The following is a 23,281-nucleotide window of genomic DNA, read 5'->3' as shown; positions in this document are numbered from 1 at the left end:
CTCGGCGTCGACGAATGCGGGCAGCAGCCGGTCGAGGGTGTAGCCGACATAGGCCTCCACCGCCAAGCTCGCCGCCAGCGAGGCCGCCGGCCGGGTCGCCGACCGTTGTCTGCAGATCTTCGGCGGCCGCGGCTACGACCGTACCTATCCCGTCGAGCGCATGTACCGAGAGCTGCGCGTCGACCGGATCTGGGAGGGCACCTCCGAGATCCAGCGGCTGATCATCGCCAACGAGCTCATCAAGCGCGGCACCCGCGCCCTGGCCCTTCCCACGCACTGACACCGCCCCTTTCACCACAGCACAGCGAGGACTTCCATGGACTTCCGTCTCACCCCGCGCCAGTCACAGCTCAAGGCCGACGCGCGCGCCCTCACCGACTTCATCGCCGCCTACGAGATCGAGTGCGAGGAGAACAACGGCCTGCCCGCGAGCGCGCACGCCACGATCCGCGACGCGGTCCTGGCCGCGGGTCTCCAGGCCGTCAACATGCCCGCCGAATGGGGCGGCGCCGGCCTCACCATCGCCGAACAGGCCACCGTGCAGGAGGAGTTGGGACGCCTCACCGGCGCCCTGTGGGACATGGTGTGGCGGCCCGCCAACGCACTCCGGTTCTGCACCCCCGAACAGCGCGAGCGCTTCCTCATTCCGGTGATCAAGGGCGAGCGGCGCGACTGCTACGCCGTCACCGAGCCCGGCGCCGGATCGGACCCGCAGAACCTCGCCACCACCGCGACGAAGAACGACCGGGGCTGGGTGCTCAACGGCGAGAAGTGGTTCGTGACCGTCGGCGACCACGCCGACTTCATGATTGTGCTCGCCGCCGCCGGGCCGGACCGCGCACCGACCCTCTTCCTCGTCGACAAGGACACCCCCGGCATCGAGATGACGCGCGTCCCGCGCTGGATGCACACCTTCGTCTACGAACACCCCGAGTTCACCTTCACCGACGTCCAGGTCGGCGAGGACGCCGTGCTGGGCGGCATCGGCGAGGGGTACGACATCACCCGCTCCTGGTTCACCGAGGAGCGGCTGATGATCGCGGCACGCACCACCGGGGCGGCCGAAAGGGCGCTGGAGCTGGCCCGTGACTGGGCCGTGGAGCGGGAGCAGTTCGGCGCCCCGATCGCCTCGTACCAGCTGATCCAGGGCATGCTCGCCGACTGCGCCGTCGACATCGCCGTCAACCGTGCCTACACCCACCAGGTCGCCTGGGAGATCGACCAGGCCTCGGCCGAGGACCGCAAGACGCTGCACGCCAAGGCGGCCATCGCCAAGCTCTCGGCCAGCGAGGCGTCGGGCCGGGTGATCGACCGGTGCCTGCAGATCCATGGCGGCCGCGGCTACGACCGCTCGTACGCCGTCGAGCGGCTCTACCGCGAGCTGCGCGTGGACCGGATCTGGGAGGGCACCTCCGAGATCCAGCGGCTGATCATCGCCAACGAGCTCATCAGGCGCGGCTCGGGGGTCCTGGACCTGCCCGTCGCATGACGCCCGGCGGCCGGGGCCGTCACACGCCCCGGCCGCCCGGCGGCCGTAGCCGGCACCAGCCGGGTACCGGACGACTCGACACAGATCGGAGAGGAAGACGGATGACCGACATCGAGCGGGTAGGAATTGTCGGCTGCGGCCTGATGGGCGCCGGGATCGCTGAGGTCTGCGCACGCGCCGACGTGCCGGTAACGGTCGTGGAACGCGACGCGGAGGCGGCCCGTACGGGCCTGCTGCGCATCACCCGCTCGCTCGACCGCGCCGCCGCACACGGCAAGCTCAGCGCCGAGCGGCGCGAGGCCGCCTCGGCCCTGATCACCGTGGTCGACCAGATCGAGGCCCTGCACGACCACGACCTGGTGATCGAGGCCGTGGCGGAGGACGAGGCCGTGAAACTCGACGTCTTCACCCGCCTCGACTCCCTCGTCACCCGCGACCGCACCCTCCTCGCGACCAACACCTCCTCCATCCCCGTCATCCGGCTCGCCGCCGCGACCACCCGCCCCGATCGCGTCGTCGGCGTGCACTTCTTCAACCCCGTACCGGTCCTGCGACTCGTCGAACTCGTCCCGTCGCTGCTCACCTCGCCCACCACCGCAGCACGGGCCGAGAACTTTGTGACCGGCACCCTCGGCAAGGAGGTGGTCCGGACCCGGGACAAGGCCGGGTTCGTCGTCAACGCGCTCCTCGTGCCGTACCTTCTGGCCGCCATCCGTATGGTGGAGTCGGGCAGTTCGACCGTCGAGGACATCGACCGGGGCATGGTCCTCGGCTGCGCGCACCCGCTCGGTCCGCTGGCCCTGGCGGACCTGATCGGCCTGGACACCACGCGGGCCATCGCCGAGTCGCTGTACGACGAGTTCCGCGAGCCCCAGTACTCGCCGCCGCCTCTGTTGTCCCGGATGGTGGAGGCCGGCCTGCTGGGGCGGAAGTCCGGCCAGGGCTTCCACACGTACGACAGTCGGCCGGAGCGCGGGAGGGTGACGTCGGCGAGTCAGCGGTGAGGGAAGATGGTCATGGCGTACGCCCACCGAACGAGGGGAGCCGCAGGGTGTCCAGCAAGGCGCGCACGGCAGACACGCGCGAGCGCATCCTGACGGCGGCGTGCGAGGTCATCGCCGACATCGGCTTCGAGAAGATCCGGATGCGCATGGTCGCCGAGCGGGCCGGCGTGTCGACGGCGCTGCTGCACTACCACTTCGACACGCGCGAGAAGCTGTTCACCGAGGCGATGACCCACTCCTTCGCCAACACCGCCGTAGACGTCGAACGCGACGCGGGCACGGCGCCGGCGGCGGTCATCCTGGCCCGCATCCTGCGCAATCTGCTGCCGTCCGATCCACAGCTGCACCAGGACTGGCAGCTGTGGCAGGAACTGTGGGTCCGGGCGCTGCGCGACGAGACCACCCGCGTCTTCGCCGTGGACCTGTACGCGCAACTGCACGCCTGGGTGTCCGACGCGGTCCGGCGCGGCATCGCCTCGGGTGAGTTCACCCCGACCGACGTGGACGACCTCAGCACGCTCGTGCTGTCCCTGAGCGACGGCTACGGTATCCGCCTCATGCTGCGCGATCCGACGGTCACCCTGGACACGGCGCTCACGTCCGTCTGGCGCCATGTCTCCGCAGCGCTCGGCCTGCCGGACACCGTGCCGGCGGACTGAGTTCCCCGGTGCGCCGACCGACCACGTAGCCGGGGCGGCGGACCGGGGCGGTTCGAGATGCTCCGGACTCCCCCTATCACGGCGCTCGGAAGGCCAGGACCGCGTTCTGGCCGCCGAAGCCGATGGAGTTGCTGAGTGCTGCCCGCAGGCGTTGGGAGCGGGGCGCCTTGGTGACGACGTCCAGGTCGATCTCGGGGTCGAGGCGGTCGAGGTTGGCGGTCGGTGGGAGGGTCTGGTGTTCCAGACTCAGCACGGTGACGGCGGCTTCGATGGCGCCCGCGCCGCCGATGGAGTGTCCGAGGACGCTCTTGTTCGCCGTCACCGGCGGCGGTGTGCCGAAGACCGCGCACAGGGCGCGCGCTTCGGAGAGGTCGTTGAGCTGAGTGGACGTCCCGTGGGCGTTGATGTGGTCGATGTCCGACACCGACAGGGCGGCATCGGCGAGTGCGGTGCGGATGGCCCGGACCACTCCCTGGCCCTCCGGGTCGGGCGAGGTGAAGTGGTAACTGTCGGCGGTGGCTGCGTATCCGGCGAGGAGGGCGCGGACCGGGGTACTTCTGGCACGGGCGTCCGAGAGCCGTTCCAGTACGAGGATGCCCGCCCCCTCGCCCAGCACGAACCCGTCCCGGTCCACATCGAACGGCCTGCACGCACCGGCAGGGTCGTGCACCCTGGTGGACAGGGCTCCCATCTGACCGAAACCGGCCGCGGGCATGGGTCTGCAGACGCTTTCGCTGCCGCCGGTGATCGCGATGTCGCAGGCTCCGGAGCCGAGCAGGTCGCGGGCGATGCCGATGGCGGTGCCGCCGGACGCGCAGGCGGTGGAGGTGACCATGCTGGGGCCCAGTGCCTGAAGATCCGTGCTGATTTCGCCGGCGAGCATGTTGGACACCGCACGTGTGATGCACAACGGGGAGATTGCCTTGTGCCGACCGCTGTTGAGCAGGTCGTAGTCGTGGTGGGCCCGGTCGTTGCCGCCGCTTCCGTTGCCGAGGACCACGGCGACGCGGGCCCCGTCCCAGGCCGCAGGGTCCCATCCGGCATCGGTGACCGCTTCGCGGGCGGCGACCAGCCCCATTTGGATGAACCGGTCGATACGCCAGCTCAGCCGGCGTCCGAGGCGGGCCGTGGGGTCGAAGTCGGGCACCCGGCAGGAGAAGTTCACCGGAAGCCCGGCCAGCTGCTCGTCCGTGGCTGCCAGCGACCGGCCGGAGAGCAGCCCGTCCCATGTGGCCTGGACGCCGACCCCGGCCGGGGTCACCAGTCCCAGTCCGGTGACCGCGATCTCGACCGCCTTCATGGTCTGGTGGGGGTAGTCGATACATCCTGCTGCGCGGTATCCGTGCCCGCGGGTTTCCTGCCGTCGCTCCTCTGCTCGACGATCCGGCAGAACTCCCCGAGGGTCGGCTTGAGGTCCTCCTCCGTCAGCTGAACGCCGAGCTGTTCCTCGATGATCACGCTGAGTTCGACCACCGAGAGCGAGTCGAGTTCCAGGTCCGCAAAGGTGGCATGGGGGTTGATGATGTCTTCCGGCACGCCCAAGTGCTCGGTGAGCAGGCCGACGATCCATTCGTACGTGGTGGTCATCCGGGTACCTCGCAAAGGTGAGTGTGGATGGGTAGCGGCAGAGACGTTCTGGGCCGGTTCGTCAGTCCCTGACATGACGCGGCATTCGTGAGGGTCGGTGCGGTATACGGGCCCTGGCCAGACGGGACAGGACGAGGGCGCGCACCCGCAGGAGCGGGGTCGGCGCCCACCAGTTCCAGCGGCCCGCCAGACCCATGAGGGCCGGCACGAGCAGGCATCGTACGAGCGTGGCGTCGATGGCCACCGTGAGGGCCAGGCACACTCCGAGCTCCTGCAGAACCGCCAGCGAGGAGGCGGCCAGCGCGCCGAGGACGATGACGACCGCGAGAGCGCCGACGGTCACCAGCCGTCCGGTGCGCTGCAAGCCGGTGGCGACGGCCTGTTCGTTGTCTCCCGTGCGCAGATACTCCTCGCGGATGCGCGCCACCAGGAAGACCTCGTAGTCCATGGACAGGCCGAACGCGATGCAGAACACCACCGCCGGAATCAGCGGATCGACATGACCGGTGGCGGTGCCGCCCAGCAGCCGGGACAGATGTCCTGTCTGGAAGAGAGAAACCATGGCGCCGAACGCCACCGTCAGGCTCAGGAGGTTCATGACCACGGCCTTGACCGGGACGAGCACGCTCCCCGTGAAGAAGAACAGCAGCACCGCGATGGCGGCGATGACCAGCGCGGCGGCCCAGCCCAGATGCCGTGCCAGGGTCTTCTTCATGTCCATCAGCGCGGCCGTCTCCCCGGCCACCAGCACAGGGCCCGCCTCCTTCTGCGCCCTGGCCGCGTCGACGAGCCGCTGAGCTGTCGCACTGTACGGTCCGGCCCGCGTGGTGACGGAGTACCAGGTCCCGTGCCCGACGCCGCCGGCCGACCGGGCGGGCGGTTCGGCGACTCGGCGGCCGTCGCGAAAATCTCCCGCGCTGCCCAGGACCATATCGGCCCCCGGCAGCCGGGAGAGGGCCTGGCCCATGCGGGCGGCGGCCTGGGAGTCCGTCGGAGTCCGGGGAGCCAGCGCCGTGAGTGTGGTCCCGTTCAGCAGCGGGAACTCGGCGCGCGCCCGCTCTGCGGCGAGGCGCGGAGCCGCGTCGCGGGGCAGCCAGTCTTCGTCGATGAACCCCATACGTGCCGCCGCGGCAGGCGCGGCGAGGAGTACGAGGAACGCGGACACGGAGAGCAGTACGGCCAGTGGGCGCCGCAGCACCGCCCGGGCCAGCCGCTCCCAGACGTCCGGCGCGCCGGACTTCCGGGCACGCCACCACCGTGCGCGCACGGGGCGACGGCTCAGGCGGCGCCCGAAGAGCGCGAGCAGCGCCGGCTGAACCACCAGTGCGGCGACGCCCGCCAGGCAGACGACCGCCACGGCGCCGGCTCCCAGCGAGCGGTGGAAAGGTGTGGGAAAGAACAGCAGCGCGCAGAGGGACAGCGTCACCACGGCCGCCGAAACCGCGACCGTGCGGCCCGCCGAGCGCACGGTGGCGCGCACGGCGTCCGACACCTCCAGACCACGGTCCAGCTCCTCGCGGAAGCGACTGACCATGATCAGGCTGTAGTCCACCGCCAGCCCGAATCCCAGCGCGGTAAGGATGTTGAGCGCGAAGACGTTCACCGGATAGTGCCGCGCCAGCAGGTCCAGGACGGCCATGGCGCCGGTGACGCTGATCAGCCCCATGGCGAGTGGCAGCGCACAGGCCAGCACCGAGCCGAACACCAAAAGGAGCACGGCCGAGACCAGCGGAACACCGATCATCTCGGAGCTGACGAGGTCGCGGCGGCTCTGCTCTTCGGCGTACCGATTGACGGACAGCCGCCCGGACGCCTCCACGCTCAACGGAGGCCGTGCACCCGCGTACTTCTGGATCAGGCGCTCCGCGGTGCGCGTCTTGTGCTGGTCGTCCCCTGCGACGGCGAGCATCAGCAAGGCGGAATGCCGGTCGGCCGACAGCAAGGACGGGGCGGGCGAGGACCAGGGGTCGCGTACGAAGACGACACCGGGTTCGGCGGCCAGTTCGGCGGCCAGCTGCCGACCGGCTGCCGACGCCTGCCGCCCGTCCACCGCACCCGCCGAACGGGCCACGAACATCAGCTTCGGGGTCCCGGATCCGTACTCCTGCGTCAGCAGTCGTTCCGCGCGGCTCGACTCCGACGAGTCGTCGAAATAACCGCCGTCCACCAGGCGTCCGTGCACGCCGGCGGCAGCGATCCCGCAACCGAGTACGGCCACGACGGCAAGGATCAGGATCGGCCATCGGTACGTCACGGCCCAGTGCCGAGGGGCTGTGGCGGGCCGTTCCGACTCCTGCTCCCCAACAGCTTCTCTGCTCATATGCACCTTCGATGTCCCCGATTTCCGTGGTGGCGCCCGAGACCACCCGTGGTCTGCGCAGCGCGACGCGGCCCGCACGCATCACAGCCCCGCGCGCGCCGTCACCTCGTCCAGCTCACGCATCCACAGCCGCACCAGGCCGTCGCAGCCCCCGACCGTCTCGTCCGTGACGAAGCAGATTTGCGCGGTGGCCGCGTAGCTGGACAGACATGCCGCGACCGCATGGCCGGCGGGCAGAAGGTTCAGCGGTATGGCGTCAGTGATCACCCGGTCGCCGAGGCAGAGACGCTTCGCAGGTCCTGGAACGTAGGAGGCCAGTACCGTCGTACTCCGCGGGTGCAGATCGAGTTCGAGGAGCCATCGGCCGAACCGGTCGGGGAGCATCCGGCCCAGGGCGCCGGCGTGGGGGTTGAACAGCGAGGAACGGACCTTGTGCGTACGGGCCTTCACATACTCCAGTCGCTCAACAGGATCGTCCAGGTCGACCGGCAGCCGTACTGCCGCGCCCAGCACGGAGCTTCCCCGCTTGCCTGCATTGTCCCGACGCCGCAGGGTGACCGGCACCATCATGCGCATCGGCTGCCGGCCGAGCGGCCGGCCATGCTCCCCGGCCCAGTTCTTGAGCGCGCCGGCGAGGGCCGACAAGTACAGGTCGTTGGGGGTGACTCCGTATGCGGAGGCGATTTTGCGGAGACGGGACAGTTCCACACTGCCCCACGCATAGCGCAGCCTGCCCGTCAGGGGAAAGGTGTGCGGTACGAGACGGGCGGCCCGGCGCAGCCCGCCCATGGCGTGGATGCCTTCGCGGGTGGCGGTCGCCAGTTCAGCCGCTGTGCCCCGGCGGGTGGTCGACCTGGGTGGTGGTGCGCCTTCCCCGGGGGAGGCAGCGGGCCCGCTGAGGGTGCCACGAAAGATCTCGCTGAGCAGCATGCCGTCGAAGTGCGCATGGTGACCCCGCAATACGGCCGCGAACTCGTCGGGGGAGTAGCCGTGAAGAACCCACACTCCCCACAGACGCTCGGGCAAGGGCGCCGCGGCCAAATCCCCCAGCGCGGCCCGCAGCCCGTCCAGCCCCGTCCCCGCGGCAACACGTTGGCGAAATACATGGTCTTCGGCGGCGAACGGGACGCCCGCCCCCCTGCCGGACCCACTTGGTGGAGATTCTGCAAGCTCCGGATAGCGGGCCACCGCAAGGTCTACCAGGAGACACAATTCCTCGTGGTCGGGCACGTCGCCCGTGATGCGGCTGACGCCTCCCACCGTGACCGACGTGTCCGGATGTGCCGCTGCGTAATCGAAAAAGGCTCCCGTCCATGCCCTGGCGCCGGCCTGCCCTCGTGCTGGGGAAACCGGATCTCGTCCGGCAGTGGCCTGACGAAGGACATCTCGGAGACCCATGTCGATCCCTTCCTGAAAGGAGTTCCTTCAAGGTCGCCCGGCCACCGTGTCCGGCAGCCCGGCACCTGCTGCGCTCCGTGTTCGGCGAACGCCTGGCACGTAGTCACCCGGCACAAAGTCAAAGGCCTAAAGAAGCCGACCGCGATGTCTGGCGAGTTTGCTGAGAGTGCTCGCGGAGTTGTCCGAGTCGCCCAAAAGCGAGGGGCCATCGCCGACGAAGTGTTCACATATGCCGATGTGCGCGGCATACACCTCGTCCACGGCGTCCAGCAGGCGCCGGCGGACTTTACAGGAATCCGTGCATATTGCACCGTGCATTTCACCCCAGGTGCGCAATCGGGTGATGAGAACCCGGTGGTCGGCCGACCAGAGTCCGGAGAAGCCGGTGGCGGAATGCTGGGGCGGCGCCATGGAAGGCCGCACGGTGTGCTGATACGCGGACCGCGAGAAGGACGAGGTCAGGCGCATGGCGGCAGCGCTCGCACGCAGGAACACACGGGTGGCGTGCGCTCCCTGCCCGCAGGGACGGGAGTGTGGTGCGGTCAGCGCGTCCTGCAGGCCCACGATGGCCGCTTGGGTGAGCGCGAAGAACAGGCGGTGCCCGTGTATCCAGCGTTGCTGAGCGGGTGCATCCGGCTTCAGCCCTGGTTCCGCGGCGGGGGTCAGGCGGGCCGCAGACAGGGCGTGATGGAGGGCTGGTTCAGTGGCGGCTTCGGGTAGTGAGGCCATTGTGCTCACCGTGGTGGCCAGCGCCTTGGAAAGCAGCAGGGCCGATGCACCGGAGACCCGGATGACGCCGAAAAAGGCGTCGTAATCGGCTTCTCGCGGGTCGGACAGCGGACACTGGACAGAGTGAACCGGGCGGTCTTCTCGAATGGGTGAACGCCACAGCGACTCGAGTCTCTCGGGCAGCCGCTCTGGGCCGGGAAGCCGGAGTTCGACACGACTAGGACGCATAAGCGACACAATAGACAAGGTATAGTAAAACCGCTATTTTTATCCTATGGGCGACGGGTTTGAAGCGGCGGTAGAAACAGCCACCAGACAACTGGTCGCGCACTGGCAGGCATTGGCCGCCCGTGAGGTCCCGGTGACCCCGTCGTGTGAACCCGGCTCCCTGCTCGCCGCGCTGCCGTCCTCGCCTCCCGAGCAGGCGGAGAGTCTGGGGGAGATGCTGGCGGACACCTGGCAGGTCATCGTCCCGGGTTTGACCCATTGGCAGCATCCGGCATTCCTGGGCTACTTCCCGACCAACAACTCCCCGGCGTCCGTGCTGGCCGAGTTCGTCACGGCGGGGCTGGGCGTACAGGGCATGATGTGGTCGACATCGCCCGCGGCCACGGAGCTGGAGCAGGTGGTGACGGACTGGCTGGCCCAGGCCCTCGGCCTGCCGGAAGTCTTCCGCCATTCGAGTGGCCGTGGTGGCGGAGTCATTCAGGACTCCGCTTCATCGGCGGTCATCGTGGCCGCTGCTGCGGCCCTTCAGCGGGTGTCGCAGGGGCGATGGCGTTCGGACGGAACCGAGGGCCGCTACCGGATGTATTGCACGGAACAGGCCAACTGCTGCGTTCCCAAGGGCTCCCGGATCGTCGGCCTGGGCGAGCCTCAGCTCATCGCCACACTGCCGGAAACGGGTCGGATGGATCCCGACGCGCTCCGCGCGCGGATCGACATCGACCGCAAAGCCGGCTTGGTCCCCGCCATCGTCGTCGCCACGGTCGGTACCACCGACACCTGCGCCGTCGACCCCGTACCGGACATCGGCCGCCTGTGCCGACAGGAGAACGTGTGGCTGCACGTGGATGCCGCCTACGCGGGCTCCGCCGCGCTGTGCCCTGAATACCGGCACCTCAACGACGGCGTCGCCCTCGCCGACTCCTACGCCGTCAACGCCCACAAGTGGATGCGTACGGGTTCCCCGTGCGACGTCCTGTGGACCTCCGACCGCGCCGCGCTCACCGACGCCATGAGCATCGCCCCCTCATACTTGCGGAATCCGGCGAGCGACTCCGGCCAAGTCGTGGACTTCCGCGACTGGCAGCTGCCCCTCGGCCGTCCGATGCGTGCCCTCAAACTCTGGTATGTGATGCGGGCCCATGGCTTGCAAGGTCTGCGCGAAGCCATCCGTCACGACGTCCGCCTGGCGGCCCAGCTGGCACGCCTCATCACGGCCGAACCCGGGTTTCACCTGGAGGCGCACGAACTTGGCCTGGTGGCCTTCCGTCGCGACACCGACGAGGACACCCGTGATCTGATCTCCCGCCTGCAAACCGACCGCACGCTCCTGTGCACCCCCACAACCGTCAACGGCCGCCCTGCGGTGCGGGCCGTCTTCGGATCGCCGTATGTCACCGCAGACACGGTGCACTACGTGTGGGAGCGGATCCGCACACACGCCCAAGACCCGGAGAAGCTCTCGGCCTCCTGTTCCGGACGCGGCATTGTGTGACACCGCCTCGGCCTTCCTGGCGCGTGCGGGCTCCTGCGCCATGCGAAGCGGCACAAGCCGCCGCGCCTGATCACTGCGTGTCAACTCCTTCACCATGAGTGAGTGAACTGTCCGGATAGCGAACGTTCACGTCATACGCGCCATGCGGCCCCCACACTCGTGTGGCTCACCGAACGTCTCAAATGAACAGGTACGCCCATGAGTCGGACAATCACCCGGTCGCCGCAGGGCTCCCCACAGGCCGTGCAGAACGGCGAGTCCGTCTTGTCGCATGGCCTCAAGCAGCGCCATCTGTCGATGATCGCGCTCGGCGGGGTCATCGGCGCGGGGCTCTTTGTGGGCTCCGGGGCCGGCATCGCCGCGGCCGGGCCGGCCATCGTCCTCCTCTTCATAGGCACCGGGGCGCTGGTCATGCTGATCATGCGGATGCTCGGCGAGATGTCCGCGGCCCGGCCCTCCACCGGCTCGTTCTCGGTGCATGCCGAGGAGGAACTCGGCTCCTGGGCAGGGGCCACCTCGGGCTGGATGTACTGGCTGATGCTCTGCGCCGGCGTGGCCGCCGAGGCCACCGCGGCGGGCGCGATCATGCACACCTGGGTGTCATTCATCCCCGCCTATGGCTGGGTGGCGATCTTCATGGCGTTCTTCTGCGCCAGCAATCTGACCGCGGTCAAGAACTTCGGCGAGTTCGAATTCTGGTTCGCCGCGGTCAAGGTCACCACCATCGTCGCCTTTCTGGTGCTGGGCGTGCTCGGCATTCTCGGGGTGTTCGGCAGTGCACCCGGCACGAGCCATCTCACCGGCCACGGCGGCTTCTTCCCGACCGGCGCCGCCGGACTCGCCGCCGGGTTGCTGACCACCATTTCCGGGTTCGCCGGTCTTGAGACCGTCACCATCGCGGCGGCGGAGTCCGACCAGCCGAGCCGGAACGTGGCCCGCGCCGTCCGTACCGCCGTCTGGCGTATCGCCGTGTTCTACATCGGTTCCATGGCCGTGGTCGTCACCCTGGTGCCGTGGAACAACCCGAAGGTCGCCATGGACGGTCCGTACGTCACCGTGCTCGACCGGCTCGGCATCCCGGCAGCCGGCACGATCATGCAGATCGTGGTGCTGGTGGCACTGCTCTCCGCGATGAACGCCAACATCTACGGTTCGTCGCGGATGGCGTACTCGCTCGTCAGCCGGGGCCAGGGCCCGCGGTTCTTGGGCAGGGTCACCAGGGGCGTGCCGGCGGCGGCGGTGCTGGCGTCCTGCGTGTTCGGCTTCGCCGCCGTGATCGCCGGGATCGTCTGGCCGACCACCGTATTCGCCTGGCTGCTGAATATCGCGGGCTGCTCGGTACTGGTCGTCTGGTCCATCGTCTGCCTCACCCAGCTGAAGATGCGCCGCCGTTTGGAGCGCGAGGCACCCGAACTGCTCTCGGTGCGGATGTGGGGCTTCCCCTACCTGACCTGGCTCGCGTTCACCGCCATCCTCGGCATCTTCGCCGTCATGGCTGCCAACCCGGACGGCCGCCATCAGCTCGCCGGCACGGCCGTCGTGGTGGCGGCACTGGCAGGCGCAGGCCATCTCAAGCAGCGCCGCGACCGGCGGGCCGCCATCACCGGCTAAGACAGCGGCAACGAAAGATCACTACCCTGAATGGGTGGACACACATGACGAGTTGACGCCGCCGGAACGTGAAGTGTGGGACGCGTTCCCCGAAGGGCGCCCCGTGGATCTGCGCACGGGCGTGCCCGAGCACGACCGCGTCGCCGGGGGCGGACAATGGGGGCCCGAGCGTACGGTTCGGGCCACCGTGATCGTGGCACTCCTCCTGGGCGCGAACACCGCGCAACCCGGCGCCGTCGCGTGTCTGAGGCTCGCCGGAGCACGGATATCCGGGCACCTCAACCTGGCCGGCGCGCAGCTCGATCATGCCCTCTGGCTGGAGGACTGCTGGTTCGAGAAGTCGGTCGACCTCCTCGGCGCGACGACGCGGACGCTCGCGATCTCGGGCAGCCGGATGCCGGGCCTCGAAGCCCATTCGGCCCGCATCGAGGGAAACCTCGACCTGCGGCACTCCGTCGTGGAAAGCGGCGCTTCCTCGCCCTTCCACCTCGAGAACACCGCCCTGTCGCTCAGCGACGCCCGGGTATCCGGCGGCTTGCTCCTCAACGGGGCCGAGTTGATCGCACCCGAGGGGTGGGCCCTGTCGGCCGGTGGCCTGGTCATGGAAGGGGGCGTCTTCTGCCGGGGCGGGTTCGTCGCACAAGGTGAAGTGCGGCTGGTAGGGGCGCAGTTGCCGGGTGGACTGTTCATGAAGGGCGCGCGGCTGGAACGCCCCGGTCGGCACGGAGTGGTTCTCAACTTGGACAACGCCGTCGCCTCGCTGCTCCACCTCACCAAAGGGTTTACCGCGAACGGCACCGTACGCCTGCGCGGTGCGCGGATCTCGGACAACCTGACCTTCGAGGGAGCCGTCCTGAACGGGCCACCCAACGGTGACGGCCCGGCCCTGGTCGCCCTGCTGATGCAGGCCGCCGACGTCGACCTCCTCCCCGCCCGCCCCCCGTCCGGCACGGTCGACCTGCGCGGCGCGCAAGTGTCCTACCTCCACGACAGCGAGCACAGCTGGCCTGACGTGGTGGAGCTGGACGGCTTCGTCTACGGCTCGATCAAGGTGGTCGACGCAGGCGAGCGACGCGATGCGGCGGGGCGGCGGCAGTCCGTTGCCGACCGCCTGGCGTGGATACGACGCAGCCCGGGCTACAGCCCGCAGCCGTACGAGCAGTTGGCGAGCTGGTACCGAAAGGCCGGCCACGACGACGACGCGCGCCGGGTGCTGCTGGCCAAGCAGCGCCACCGCCGCCGCATCCGGCACCCGGCCGGGCGGCTCTGGAGTGTGCTCCTCGACGCCGCCGTGGGATACGGCTACCGTCCCTGGCTCGCCGCGCTGTGGCTTCTGGCCTTCACCGCGCTGGGTACGACCGTCTTCGGCGTCCACACCCCGCACTTGGCCCGCTCCGACCCGGGGCCGCGCTTCAGCGCCCTCGTCTACACCCTGGACCTGCTGATCCCGATCGGCGGCCTGGGCCAGCGCACCGCCTGGTACTGGACCGCCCCCGGCGTCCAGCAATTCGCCTACCTCCTGATCGCGGTCGGCTGGCTGCTGACCACCGCCGTCGTCGCGGGCGTCACCCGAACCCTCAGCAGGAACTGATCCGGTCCCGTCAGCGGCCAATGATCACCGCTTAGGCCTCATTGCTCGTAGCCGCTGACGACCGGAGCGACAGCACAGCACAGCGAGAAGGCCGGTGGGCGGGCGCATGCAGATGGTGGCGCATGCAGATGGTGGCGCATTCAGATGGTGAGCGAGAGTGCCCTGGTCACGCGCTTCGCCGCCGGTATCAGCCGGTCGCGGACATGGTCGATGTACGAGAGCCGGTCCACTCGCAGAGACACTCCGAGCGAACCGAGCGTCTGCCCGCGGAACACCGGTACCGCGACACAGTACGTTCCGAGCGCGTACTCCTCCATGTCCGTCACGATCGGCGGACGGGGCGAGGTGTCGAGTCGCTGCATGAGTTCGCAGTGGCCGGTGATGGTGCGCGGCGTGAGGTCGGCGAGCGGGTGCCGGGACAGGTAATCGTTGCGCGCCTCGTCGCCGAGTTCGCGCAGGAGACACTTGCCCAGCGCCGTGGCGTGCCCCGAGTCCTCGAAGCCCACCCAGACATCGACCCGCGGTGCCCAGGGGCTGTCGACGATCTCGGCCACCTGGATCTCGCCGTCCTCGTAGAAGGTCAGATAGGCGGCGGCCGAAAGATCGTCCCGCAGCGATGCCAGCGCCGGGCGGACGTTGCTGAGCTGCGCCTGTTCACGCCCGCCGGCCTGCAGGGTGTCCAGCCGGGCCCCGAGGACATAGCCACCGTCCTCCAGTTGGCGCAGGTACCCGTCGTGAGCGAGCGTACGCAAAAGGTGATACGTGCTGGTCGGCGGCAGCCCCGTCTCCCGTGCCAGCTGCTCCGCCGGCGCGCCGCCCTCGTGCGCACCCACGGCCTCCATCAGCCGGAAAGCCCGCTGCACGGAAGCGATCAGTATGGGCCCCTCTTCCGTCATATGCCCAGCCTGCGCCCACCGCTCGGGGCAGGCAAGGCGGTACCGTCGCGGGGCTCACGCATCGGGACCGCATCCGTACGGGACGTGACCGCGGTCGGGACGTGACCGCGGTCGGTACGCGACCCGGCGCCCGGGGCGTACTACGGATGCAGGATGACCTTGGTGTAACCCTCGATGATCACGTCGCGGAGAGAGCGGTTGCAGCGATTGACGTTGCACTGCCCCGTGCCCATGCGCAGGCCCTTTTGTAGACGGCGGCGCTTTCGCCGGGGCGGACGTCGGCGAGTTCGCAGCCGTGGCAGCCGGTGGGGAAGATGTCGGCGAGGAGGACGAAGTCTCTCGGAGTGGGCGTAACCCTCATCGCCCCCGGCATGATCGACACCCCCTTCTGGGCCGAAGGCACCACGCCTCCCCTCGCCATGCCTGCCCAACCAGCGGCCGAGGCCATCGGCTTCGCGCTGGACCAGCCTGCGGGCGTCGACCTCAACACCCTCACCATCCGACCGATCGGACAACCCGTATGACCACCACCCGGCTCGGCGTGGAGGTTCAGGAAGGCAGGGGTGTTCAGGAAGCCGGAGATGTTCAGGAAGGCGGGGATGTTCAGGAAGGCGGGGAGCCGCCGTGCCAGGAGCGCCACAGCTCGGCATAGGCGCCGCCGGCCGCCACGAGCCCCTCATGGGTGCCGAGTTCGGTGAGCCGCCCGTCGGACATGACCGCGACCCGGTCTGCGTCGTGCGCGGTGTGCAGGCGGTGGGCGATGGCGATGACCGTACGCCCTTCGAGCACGGCGGCCAGCGCCTGCTCCGTATGGCGCGCGGTGGAGGGGTCCAACAGGGCGGTCGCCTCGTCCAGGATCAGCGTGTGCGGATCGGCCAACACCACGCGTGCCAGCGCGAGTTGCTGGGCCTGTGCAGGTGCGACGCGGTATCCGCTTGCGCCGAGTTCGGTGTCCAGTCCCGCCGGGAGGTCCCGCACCCAGTCGGCGCCCACCGCGGCCAGCGCTGCCGTGAGCTCGCCGTCGGTGGCGGCCGGCGCGCCGATCAGCAGGTTGTCCCGGACGGAGCCGAGGAAGACATGATGCTCCTGGGTCACCAGGACGATCTGCCGCCGCAGCCCGGCCGGATCCAGCGCGGCGACCGGAACCCCGCCCACCGTCACCAGCCCGCTCCGTGGCTCGTCCATTCCCGCCAACAGCATGCCGAGCGTGGTCTTTCCGGCACCTGACGGGCCGACCACCGCCAGTCGCTCGCCGGGGCGGACCACGAGATCCACACCGTGCAGAACATCGTCGCCGCCCTCGTAGGCGTAGTGCACGCCGGTCACTTCGATGCAGTCGTCGGCGGGGGTGGCAGTGGAAGGGTGGTTCTTTTGGTCCTTCGCCGCCAGGCCGATGCCCTCGATCCGGGCGAAGGAGGCGTTGCTGCTCTGCAGCTGCTCCGCCCACAGCAGGATGGTGTCCATCGGTGTGGACAGCTGCCTCAGGTAGACGGCCAGGGAGACGATCGTGCCGAGGTTGACCGCACCCTGTGCGAGCAGGACGCTCCCTGCCAGCAGTACCGCGACGACCGGCAGGACCTGGGAGACGTCGACGCAGAGAAAGAACACACTGCGGAGGAAGAGGGTCCGGGTCCGGGCGTTGCGGCAGCGCTCGATGGCGTGCCCGCAGGCGGTGATACGGCGCTCCTGCAGACCGAGGGCCTCGACGGTACGCGCCCCCTCCGCGGTGCTGACGAGGACCTCCGCGAGCGCCGAGTCGGCAGCGCCCTCCGTGAGGTAGGCGTCGTGTGCACGCCTCAGGTACCAGCGGCCGGCGCACCAGATCCCGGCGAGTGCCAGCAGCGCGATGGCGCCCAGCAAGGGATCGAGGGCACAGGCCGCACCGAGGATGAACAGTGCCTGGACCAAGGCGATGGACACCTCCGGTCCCGCATCCCGCAGCGTCGTGCCGACCGTTGCCATGTCGGTGATCCCGCGCGCGGCGAGGTCTCCGGTGCCGCTGTGTTCCACGACCGCCGGGGGCAGGGCGAGGGCCCGGCCGACGAACTGCTCGCGGATCCGGGCCGACGTCCGTTCGCCGAAGCGATGGCCGGCGTAGCGGGCGTACCGGGACAGCAGAAGTTGCGCCAGGGCGCAGGCACAGATGATGAGCGCAAGCCGGTCCACGTCACCGACGGAACCGCCGTCCTTGACCGTGTCGACGATGCGGCCGAGCAGCCAGGGACCGACCAGGCCGACGCCGGCCGCGAGTGCGTTCAGGAGGATCACACCGGCGAAGGCGCGTCCGTCCTGCCCCACCAGTTCGCGGGCGGCCCGGCGCGCCCGGCGTGGGTCGGCGACGGGCAGCTTGGACGACATCGGCGCGGAGCGGAGGCCGCGGGACGTCATCGGGTCCCCCTTCCTGCTGCGTGAGCCGATGGGCCCAGCCCGTCCTCGCCCTCGTCCTCGCCCTCGCCCTCGGGGACGTAGCGCTCCTCCTCGTCCGCACCGTGGTCCACCACCCCACGGGACACCAGCTGTCGGTAGCCCGGCTCATCGCGGAGCAGATCCCGGTGGCCTCCGACGGCGGCGACCAGACCGTCGACCAGGTAGTACACCGTGTCCGCTTGGTCCAGGAGCAGCGGTGAGGTGGTGGTGACGAGAGTGGTGCGACCGGACCGTGCGGTGCGCACCCGAGTGGCGATGGCCGCCTCGGTGTGTGCATCGACCGCCGAGGTGGGTTCGACGGCCAGCAGAACCTCGGGTTCGGCCACCAGGGCCCGGGCCAGGCGGACGCGCTGTTGCTGACCGCCGGAGAGATTGCGTCCCTGCGCCGAAAGGTGCGCATCGAGTCCGCCCGGCAGGGCGTGCACGATGTCGTCGGCCATGGCCGCGTGCAGGGCCTCCATGAGATGGCGTTCTTCGTGGTCGGCCCGTCCGGAGACAACGTCACGCAGCCGGCCGGAGAAGAGGCCGGCTTCATTGTCCGCGACCGTGATCCGGTCGCGGAGGTGGGCCAGGGGAATGGTGTCGAGGCGCGTGCCGCCCCAGTGCGCCGACGACTCGATGAAGCGGGCGAGCCGGTCGACCACCGCGGCGCTGTCCGTGGAAGAGGCGCTGACCAGGGCGGTCAGCTGTCCGGGGGCGACACAGACGCCGGACGCGGGGTCGTGGAGCGCGGACGGCGCGGTGGGCGGGGCCTCGGCACTCGCGCGGTCGGTCAGCTCCGGCCGGAGGTTGAGGAAGCGGGTGACCTGGCGGGCGGCCACCAGTCCGCGGCCCAGGTCGTAGCCTCCCTCGATGAAGAACGAGACCGGGACGACGAGGACCGCGACATAGCCGTAGACCGCCACCAGTTCGCCGACGGTGATCGTTCCCTGGGCGGCCATCCGGGCGGCCAGCCATGTCACCGCGGCGAGGAACAGCGCCGGCAGCCCCACACCGAGCGCCTGGATCCAGCTGGTGACCGCACCCACCCGGTATCCCTCCGCCTGCAGCCGCCGCGAATCGCGGACGTAGCGCTCGGCGTACAAGCTCTTGCCGCCCAGGCCGTTCAGGACGCGCAGGCCGCCGGCGATGTCCACGAAGCGGACGGTGAGAGCGCCCTGGTGCCGACGGTACGCGGCTTCCGCGCCCTGGAGACGCCCCAGCAACGGACCGACAATCAGGGCGAGAACCGGGACGCCGAGCAGCACCACGACGGCGAGGAGGGGGGAAATGGTCAGCAGCAGCACGGCCACCACCGCGTACGCCAGGGCCGCACCGACGCCGGGGCCGGTGATGGTCAGCGTCTGGCTGATCCGCCACACATCGGCAATGCCGATGGTCACCACCTCACCCGCGGTGACGTGCCGGGCCAGATCCACGCCCAGGCGCGTCGCCTGGCCGACCACCACGCGAACGGTCCGGAAGACGGCGTCCATCCGAATCCTGGTCATGGTGCGATGCCGCATGACGGCCAGCCAGGCATTCAGTATTCCGACGCCGAGCAGTGCCGCCACCCAGCCTGCGAAGGCGTTCCCCCGGCCGGGTCGCAGGCCGTCGTCGATCACGCGGGACAGAAGGTAAGGCGGGAGGGACAGACCGATCATCCATAAGCTGCCCAAAAGCGAGCCCGCGGCGATTCGACGGCGTTGACTCGTGACCAGCCACCATAGGTAGCGGCCGGGACTGCGGGAGTCCGGCTCATCAGGTTCCGTATCCGATTTCTTCATCGTTGCACCACACGGCGGCATCGGATCAGAACTCTGAAGCTCATGACCAACACCCTAGTCAGCCAAACGTCGTTGAGGTCAATGACTTGCAGCACGCCAATGGACCGAAATGAACGATTCATTGAGGTTTTACCGGTGGATTTCCGAACTGTGCGACGGCAAGTGGGGTACGGGCAATGAATGTTGCCGCCGAGCCGGATCCAGCAGGAACGAAACCGCGTTGTCGCCTGCGCAGCGTGGGCTCGGGCTACTGGTTCTGCTCGACGACACCGACGTGACGCAACACCTCCCGATACGGCTCGACTTCCCCCAGGCGATGCAGCGGCCGCTGAGGGAATCGGCGGTCAACTTTCCCCTCACCGACCTCACCGACCTCACGTCATTCACCGACTCCTCCGCGGAATTCGAGCATTGCGTCGCCGCGGCTGATCTCCGACGGAATCACTAACGGCATCGTCCAGGCCGAACTGCGAGACGTGCTCGAACAACTGGAACGTGGCGCCGAGCCACAGGTTCCATCGAACTGACGGCGACCGTCGGACTGTTCGCCAACCTAGTGGCTGTCCGGATCGACCTGTCATCCGTCGGCTCGTTCGCCGAAGCCGTCAGACTGGTGGTCGCCAAACCGTCGAGCGCACTTGACGAACCCGGCACGAACCCGGCCCCGGCCCCGCCGCTGCATGGCGCCAAGCTGCAACGCCTCATCGACGCGCGGATCCGGGAACGGGGGAGTGAAGACAACACCAGCCCCACATAGGACCGAAAGCATTCTCCCATGACATCCTCGTGATGAAACTCGTCGAACTGCCCACAGTCGCCGCCCTGGTGGCGTACCTCAGCAGTCGGCAACCCGAACTGGATCCCCAACAGCGGTTGTTCCTCGAGACCGCCTGGGAGTCTTTGGAGCATGCCGGATACGACCCCTACACCTTTGACGGTGCCATCGGCGTCTACGCCGGCATGGGGCTCAGCCGGTACCTGGTACGCAATCTCCAGGAGGGCACCTCCATTGAGTGATCACTGATCACCGACACGGAAACCGGCGCGGGCGCGCCAGCCGTGCCGCGGGTGCCGCATGTCGGTCCAGTCGGCCAGAACGCTCACGATGCCCAGGCCACGGCCGCATTCGTCCCGCGGTGTGGTGGAGTGCGGGCGTGGTGGGGTCGGCCGGCCGGTGTCGAGGACGTCGATGCACACATTCCGGCCGGCCAGGGACAGGTGCACCGTCATCTCGGCCCGTCCGTGGCGGGCCGAATTGCCCGCCAGCTCACCGACGATGAGCTCGATGCGGTCCCGGTCCTCTTCGGCTACACCCCAGCGGTTCAGCTGGGCCAGGACGAAGCGGCGTACGGTGCGCACGTATCTCTTCTCGGCGGGCAGAGCGATCACGGCGTGCCGGCACGCCGGTCCAGGAAGTGGAAGCGGCGGCAATGCCGATGCGCGGGCAGGGACGCGTCCTTGGGACCTCGCCGGGACAGTCGCGGAGGGACTGGCGGGTGCATGGTGCATGGTGGGGTCCTTCTCCAGTCGCGGCGGCATGGTATGGCGTCGCCCTACGACGCCCTGCGGGCCGCGGCGGCCAGCAGCCGTTCGGTGTCCTCATGCCCCAGGAGCAGGGCCCGGCCGACCGCGGCCAGGACCTGGTGCTCGCCGGAGGTGTACGGCCCGTCGGCCAGGGCGATCCGGGCGCCCCGGAGCAGCAGGCCCCCGCTCCCGGCAGGGGCCAAGTGGGGGGCGAGCACGTAGAGGGGCTCGTGGAGTTCGATGGTGAGCGCGGTACCGCTGCCATCGACGCCGTCCTTGTACCCGCCGGGCAGCCGTCCGGTACAGACGGACCGCAGTGCGCGGTGGACGACCCACTGCTCCTCGGTGCAGTCGACGAACCCGGCGTGGCGCACCTCGCGGACCGCGGCCTCACGGGCCGCGTGGTCCTCCAAGCCGCCGGCGGCGAGGACGGCGAGGGCGACGGTGTGCACGGCGTCGCGGAGCATCGCCGAGAGGCGGGCGGTGGTGGGGTGGTCGAGGACGTCGGTCCCGAAGTGGGTCCGACAGGCGGCGCATTCGACCACGGTTCCGGCGGTGCCGCGGGGGAGTAGGGGAACGCCGAGGAGAGCGAGCTGGTGGTGGCCGGTGCGGCGGAGGTAGTTGCGGTCGCCACCGCAGCCGGGGCAGAAGAACTCGCCGTCGCCGACTGTGCGCCAGGTCGTGCGCATTTCCCGTCCGGCTCCTTCATCGCATCAGTCCTTGCGTCAGTCTTCGCGTCAGTCCTTGCGTCAGTCCTTCTCCGCAAGGAGGTCCTGGACGCGGGCGCGGACCTCGTCCGTGTCGAGACCGCGGATCGTCAGCGTTGTACGGCGGCGCAGCACGTCGTCGACGGTCTCCGCCCACTCGTGGTCCCGCGCGTAGACGACCTGTGCCCAGATCTCCGGGCCGTCGGGGTGGATCCGCTCGCCCAGAGCCGGGTCCTCGCTGACCAGGTGTGCGATGTCGAAGGACAGCGACCCGTAGTGGGTGGCCAGGTGGCGCACGATCAGCGGGTCCATCCGCGCTTCCGGCTCCCGGTGGACCAGCAACCGGTGCGCGACCGCATGGGGGTCGGCGAGGCCGGGCAGCGGGACCCGTCGCTTCAGGTGGGAGACCGGCTTCCTATCGGCGAAGAGTGAGTGGTGAAGCTGCGCCACTCTCCGCAGCACCATACGGCCGATATGGCGGTATGTCGTCCACTTGCCACCCGCGACCGACAGCATGCCGCCGCGCCCTTCGGTGACGACCGTCTCGCGCTTGGCCGACTCCACCCCGCCGGGCCCGCCGGGCAGCACCCGCAGCCCCGCGAAGGCGTATGTGATCACGTCCTGCGACAGATGCTCGTCATGCACCGACAGGGCGGCCTCGTCCAGGATCTGCCGGATGTCGGATTCGGTGGCGCGCACATCCGCCGGGTCGCCCTCGTACGCCTCGTCGGTGGTGCCCAGCAGCAGCTGGTCCTCCCACGGCAGGGCGAAGGTGATGCGGTACTTGTCGATCGGCGTGGCCATCGCAGCGTTCCACGGGACCTTGCGCCGGAGAACGACGTGGGCGCCCTTGGAGAGGCGGATGCTGGGGGCGGCGCCCTTGTCCTCCATGTGGCGCAGGTGGTCCACCCACGGGCCGGTGGCGTTGATGACCAGGCGGGCATCGACGCCGAACTCGGTGCCGTCCAGGCGGTCTTGCACGTCCGCGCCCGTCACCCGGCCGTGGGTGAAGCGCAGGCCGGTGACCTCGGCGTGGTTGATGACGACCGCACCGGACTGGACGGCCGCGCGCACGGTCATCACCGCCACCCGCGCATCGTTCATCTGGTGGTCGCCGTAGACCGCGACCGCTTTGAGGCCGTCGGTGCGCATGCCGGGATTGTCGGCCGCGGCCTTGGCGGGGGATATGAGCCGCCCGACGCCGTCGCCGAAGGCCGACAGCATCGAGTACGCGAAGACGCCCGCGCCGAGCTTGGCCGCGCCGTGCGGGCCGCCCTTGTAGACCGGCAGATAGAAGGTGAGCGGGTTGACCAGGTGGGGGGCCACATTCTTGGCCAGCACCCGCCGCTCGTGGTGGTTCTCCGCGACCAGCTTGACCGCCCCGGTCTGCAGATAGCGCAGACCGCCGTGGGCGAGTTTGGAGGAGGCGGAGGACGTGGCGCCCGCGAAGTCGCCGGCGTCCACCATCGCCACCCGCAGCCCGGCCTGCGCGGCGTGCCAGGCCACCGAGGTGCCCAGGATGCCGCCGCCGATCACCAGGAGGTCGTACGTCGTCTTGGCCATCCGCTCACGGGTCTCGGCGCGGCCGGGGGGATGCGCGCCCAGGGGATGGTCGCCCTGCAGGGTGCTCATACGTCGTCAGCGCTCCTCTTCGATCCAGCCCATGGTCCGCTCGACGGCCTTGAGCCAGAGCTTGTATTGGCGGTCGCGTTCGGCCGCGTCCATCCGGGGCGTCCACTCGGCGGCGCGGCGCCAGTTGGCGCGCAGCGCGTCGGTGTCCGGCCAGAAGCCGACGGCCAGGCCGGCGGCGTAGGCGGCGCCGAGACAGGTGGTCTCGGCGACCAACGGGCGCA

At 69.5% G+C, this 23,281-nt stretch carries 21 protein-coding genes and 2 pseudogenes; 11 read left to right on the top strand and 12 right to left on the bottom strand.

Annotation, left to right across the window (positions count from 1 at the left end; genetic code table 11):
• Positions 1-64: 64 nt before the first annotated feature.
• From AB0D04_RS36915 to AB0D04_RS36900, 4 genes and pseudogenes are all read left to right on the top strand, one after another.
• Positions 65-280: pseudogene (locus AB0D04_RS36915) on the top strand (acyl-CoA dehydrogenase family protein); the annotation flags it as partial.
• Between the two features lie 36 nt (positions 281-316).
• Positions 317-1,489 (top strand): acyl-CoA dehydrogenase family protein, encoded by a 1,173-nt coding sequence (locus tag AB0D04_RS36910; RefSeq protein ID WP_362711785.1) that lies wholly within the window; start codon positions 317-319, stop codon positions 1,487-1,489.
• Between the two features lie 101 nt (positions 1,490-1,590).
• Complete coding sequence (locus tag AB0D04_RS36905) at positions 1,591-2,493, top strand: 3-hydroxybutyryl-CoA dehydrogenase (protein ID WP_362711784.1); 903 nt, start codon at positions 1,591-1,593, stop codon at positions 2,491-2,493.
• A 47-nt stretch (positions 2,494-2,540) separates the two neighbouring features.
• Positions 2,541-3,152 (top strand): TetR/AcrR family transcriptional regulator, encoded by a 612-nt coding sequence (locus tag AB0D04_RS36900; RefSeq protein WP_362711783.1) that lies wholly within the window; start codon positions 2,541-2,543, stop codon positions 3,150-3,152.
• A 76-nt stretch (positions 3,153-3,228) separates the two neighbouring features.
• On the opposite strand, the gene AB0D04_RS36895 is transcribed toward AB0D04_RS36900, so the two are convergent.
• The 5 genes from AB0D04_RS36895 to AB0D04_RS36875 all read right to left on the bottom strand — a co-directional run bounded on the left by AB0D04_RS36895 (position 3,229) and on the right by AB0D04_RS36875 (position 9,423).
• Positions 3,229-4,452, bottom strand: coding sequence for a beta-ketoacyl-[acyl-carrier-protein] synthase family protein (locus tag AB0D04_RS36895; RefSeq protein WP_362711782.1), 1,224 nt, complete (start codon positions 4,450-4,452; stop codon positions 3,229-3,231).
• Complete coding sequence (locus tag AB0D04_RS36890) at positions 4,449-4,739, bottom strand: acyl carrier protein (RefSeq protein ID WP_362711781.1); 291 nt, start codon at positions 4,737-4,739, stop codon at positions 4,449-4,451. The genes AB0D04_RS36895 and AB0D04_RS36890 overlap by 4 nt, the downstream gene beginning before the upstream one ends.
• A gap of 61 nt (positions 4,740-4,800) precedes the next feature.
• The gene (locus AB0D04_RS36885; RefSeq protein WP_362711780.1) at positions 4,801-6,957 is read right to left on the bottom strand and encodes an MMPL family transporter; all 2,157 of its coding nucleotides are present in this window, start codon (positions 6,955-6,957) and stop codon (positions 4,801-4,803) included.
• A gap of 183 nt (positions 6,958-7,140) precedes the next feature.
• Positions 7,141-8,457, bottom strand: coding sequence for a WS/DGAT domain-containing protein (locus AB0D04_RS36880; RefSeq protein ID WP_362711779.1), 1,317 nt, complete (start codon positions 8,455-8,457; stop codon positions 7,141-7,143).
• Positions 8,458-8,583: 126 nt separating this feature from the next.
• The gene (locus AB0D04_RS36875; RefSeq protein ID WP_362711778.1) at positions 8,584-9,423 is read right to left on the bottom strand and encodes a hypothetical protein; all 840 of its coding nucleotides are present in this window, start codon (positions 9,421-9,423) and stop codon (positions 8,584-8,586) included.
• Positions 9,424-9,460: 37 nt separating this feature from the next.
• On the opposite strand from AB0D04_RS36875, the gene AB0D04_RS36870 reads away from it, so the two are divergent.
• The 3 genes from AB0D04_RS36870 to AB0D04_RS36860 all read left to right on the top strand — a co-directional run bounded on the left by AB0D04_RS36870 (position 9,461) and on the right by AB0D04_RS36860 (position 14,108).
• A complete protein-coding gene (locus AB0D04_RS36870) occupies positions 9,461-10,906 on the top strand; it encodes a pyridoxal-dependent decarboxylase (protein WP_362711777.1) in 1,446 nt (481 codons plus the stop codon).
• Between the two features lie 198 nt (positions 10,907-11,104).
• Entirely contained in the window at positions 11,105-12,517 is a 1,413-nt protein-coding gene (locus tag AB0D04_RS36865; protein WP_362711776.1) for an amino acid permease, read from the top strand.
• A 34-nt stretch (positions 12,518-12,551) separates the two neighbouring features.
• Complete coding sequence (locus tag AB0D04_RS36860) at positions 12,552-14,108, top strand: oxidoreductase (protein ID WP_362711775.1); 1,557 nt, start codon at positions 12,552-12,554, stop codon at positions 14,106-14,108.
• A 140-nt stretch (positions 14,109-14,248) separates the two neighbouring features.
• On the opposite strand, the gene AB0D04_RS36855 is transcribed toward AB0D04_RS36860, so the two are convergent.
• A complete protein-coding gene (locus AB0D04_RS36855) occupies positions 14,249-15,004 on the bottom strand; it encodes an IclR family transcriptional regulator C-terminal domain-containing protein (protein ID WP_362711774.1) in 756 nt (251 codons plus the stop codon).
• A 344-nt stretch (positions 15,005-15,348) separates the two neighbouring features.
• On the opposite strand from AB0D04_RS36855, the gene AB0D04_RS36850 reads away from it, so the two are divergent.
• The gene (locus AB0D04_RS36850; protein WP_362711786.1) at positions 15,349-15,528 is read left to right on the top strand and encodes an oxidoreductase; all 180 of its coding nucleotides are present in this window, start codon (positions 15,349-15,351) and stop codon (positions 15,526-15,528) included.
• Positions 15,529-15,607: 79 nt separating this feature from the next.
• On the opposite strand, the gene AB0D04_RS36845 is transcribed toward AB0D04_RS36850, so the two are convergent.
• Both AB0D04_RS36845 and AB0D04_RS36840 read right to left on the bottom strand, forming a co-directional pair.
• Complete coding sequence (locus tag AB0D04_RS36845; RefSeq protein ID WP_362711773.1) at positions 15,608-17,392, bottom strand: ABC transporter ATP-binding protein; 1,785 nt, start codon at positions 17,390-17,392, stop codon at positions 15,608-15,610.
• Entirely contained in the window at positions 17,389-19,197 is a 1,809-nt protein-coding gene (locus AB0D04_RS36840; protein WP_362711772.1) for an ABC transporter ATP-binding protein, read from the bottom strand. Before AB0D04_RS36840 ends, AB0D04_RS36845 begins: the two co-directional genes overlap by 4 nt.
• A 109-nt stretch (positions 19,198-19,306) precedes the next feature.
• On the opposite strand from AB0D04_RS36840, the gene AB0D04_RS36835 reads away from it, so the two are divergent.
• The 3 genes from AB0D04_RS36835 (at position 19,307) to AB0D04_RS36825 (ending at position 20,214) form a co-directional block, all read left to right on the top strand.
• Positions 19,307-19,645 (top strand): hypothetical protein, encoded by a 339-nt coding sequence (locus tag AB0D04_RS36835; RefSeq protein ID WP_362711771.1) that lies wholly within the window; start codon positions 19,307-19,309, stop codon positions 19,643-19,645.
• Positions 19,646-19,753: 108 nt separating this feature from the next.
• On the top strand, positions 19,754-19,954 hold the full coding sequence (locus AB0D04_RS36830) for a hypothetical protein (protein ID WP_362711770.1): 201 nt from the start codon (positions 19,754-19,756) through the stop codon (positions 19,952-19,954).
• Between the two features lie 32 nt (positions 19,955-19,986).
• Positions 19,987-20,214 (top strand): beta-ketoacyl synthase N-terminal-like domain-containing protein, encoded by a 228-nt coding sequence (locus AB0D04_RS36825; RefSeq protein WP_362711769.1) that lies wholly within the window; start codon positions 19,987-19,989, stop codon positions 20,212-20,214.
• Here the strand turns inward: AB0D04_RS36825 and AB0D04_RS36820 are convergent, their stop codons facing one another.
• The 4 genes and pseudogenes from AB0D04_RS36820 to AB0D04_RS36805 form a co-directional block, all read right to left on the bottom strand.
• Positions 20,215-20,706: an ATP-binding protein gene (locus AB0D04_RS36820; RefSeq protein WP_362711768.1), complete on the bottom strand. Its 492-nt coding sequence runs from the start codon at positions 20,704-20,706 to the stop codon at positions 20,215-20,217.
• A 44-nt stretch (positions 20,707-20,750) separates the two neighbouring features.
• Positions 20,751-21,410: a TerB family tellurite resistance protein gene (locus AB0D04_RS36815; RefSeq protein ID WP_362711767.1), complete on the bottom strand. Its 660-nt coding sequence runs from the start codon at positions 21,408-21,410 to the stop codon at positions 20,751-20,753.
• 60 nt (positions 21,411-21,470) lie between these two features.
• Positions 21,471-23,060 carry a glycerol-3-phosphate dehydrogenase/oxidase gene (locus AB0D04_RS36810; protein ID WP_362711766.1) on the bottom strand — a complete coding sequence of 530 codons (1,590 nt, stop codon included), beginning with the start codon at positions 23,058-23,060 and terminating at the stop codon, positions 21,471-21,473.
• A 6-nt stretch (positions 23,061-23,066) separates the two neighbouring features.
• A pseudogene (locus tag AB0D04_RS36805) lies at positions 23,067-23,281 on the bottom strand (glycerol kinase); the annotation flags it as partial.

Origin of the sequence: Streptomyces sp. NPDC048483 (assembly GCF_040651455.1) — a bacterium.
Lineage (GTDB): Bacteria > Actinomycetota > Actinomycetes > Streptomycetales > Streptomycetaceae > Streptomyces.
The sequence above is the reverse complement of the archived record's forward strand: the minus strand, read 5'-3'. Positions and strand labels throughout refer to the sequence as shown.

What these genes read in the sequence shown, in the direction of transcription:
- AB0D04_RS36880 (WP_362711779.1), bottom strand. Translation starts at nt 8,457, where the DNA reads ATGGGTCTCCGAGATGTCCTTCGTCAGGCCACTGCCGGACGAGATCCG.
- AB0D04_RS36820 (WP_362711768.1), bottom strand. Translation starts at nt 20,706, where the DNA reads ATGCACCATGCACCCGCCAGTCCCTCCGCGACTGTCCCGGCGAGGTCC.
- AB0D04_RS36845 (WP_362711773.1), bottom strand. Translation starts at nt 17,392, where the DNA reads ATGACGTCCCGCGGCCTCCGCTCCGCGCCGATGTCGTCCAAGCTGCCC.
- AB0D04_RS36890 (WP_362711781.1), bottom strand. Translation starts at nt 4,739, where the DNA reads ATGACCACCACGTACGAATGGATCGTCGGCCTGCTCACCGAGCACTTG.
- AB0D04_RS36870 (WP_362711777.1), top strand. Translation starts at nt 9,461, where the DNA reads ATGGGCGACGGGTTTGAAGCGGCGGTAGAAACAGCCACCAGACAACTG.
- AB0D04_RS36835 (WP_362711771.1), top strand. Translation starts at nt 19,307, where the DNA reads ATGAACGATTCATTGAGGTTTTACCGGTGGATTTCCGAACTGTGCGAC.
- AB0D04_RS36810 (WP_362711766.1), bottom strand. Translation starts at nt 23,060, where the DNA reads ATGAGCACCCTGCAGGGCGACCATCCCCTGGGCGCGCATCCCCCCGGC.
- AB0D04_RS36840 (WP_362711772.1), bottom strand. Translation starts at nt 19,197, where the DNA reads ATGAAGAAATCGGATACGGAACCTGATGAGCCGGACTCCCGCAGTCCC.
- AB0D04_RS36855 (WP_362711774.1), bottom strand. Translation starts at nt 15,004, where the DNA reads ATGACGGAAGAGGGGCCCATACTGATCGCTTCCGTGCAGCGGGCTTTC.
- AB0D04_RS36865 (WP_362711776.1), top strand. Translation starts at nt 11,105, where the DNA reads ATGAGTCGGACAATCACCCGGTCGCCGCAGGGCTCCCCACAGGCCGTG.
- AB0D04_RS36895 (WP_362711782.1), bottom strand. Translation starts at nt 4,452, where the DNA reads ATGAAGGCGGTCGAGATCGCGGTCACCGGACTGGGACTGGTGACCCCG.
- AB0D04_RS36815 (WP_362711767.1), bottom strand. Translation starts at nt 21,410, where the DNA reads ATGCGCACGACCTGGCGCACAGTCGGCGACGGCGAGTTCTTCTGCCCC.
- AB0D04_RS36910 (WP_362711785.1), top strand. Translation starts at nt 317, where the DNA reads ATGGACTTCCGTCTCACCCCGCGCCAGTCACAGCTCAAGGCCGACGCG.
- AB0D04_RS36905 (WP_362711784.1), top strand. Translation starts at nt 1,591, where the DNA reads ATGACCGACATCGAGCGGGTAGGAATTGTCGGCTGCGGCCTGATGGGC.
- AB0D04_RS36825 (WP_362711769.1), top strand. Translation starts at nt 19,987, where the DNA reads ATGAAACTCGTCGAACTGCCCACAGTCGCCGCCCTGGTGGCGTACCTC.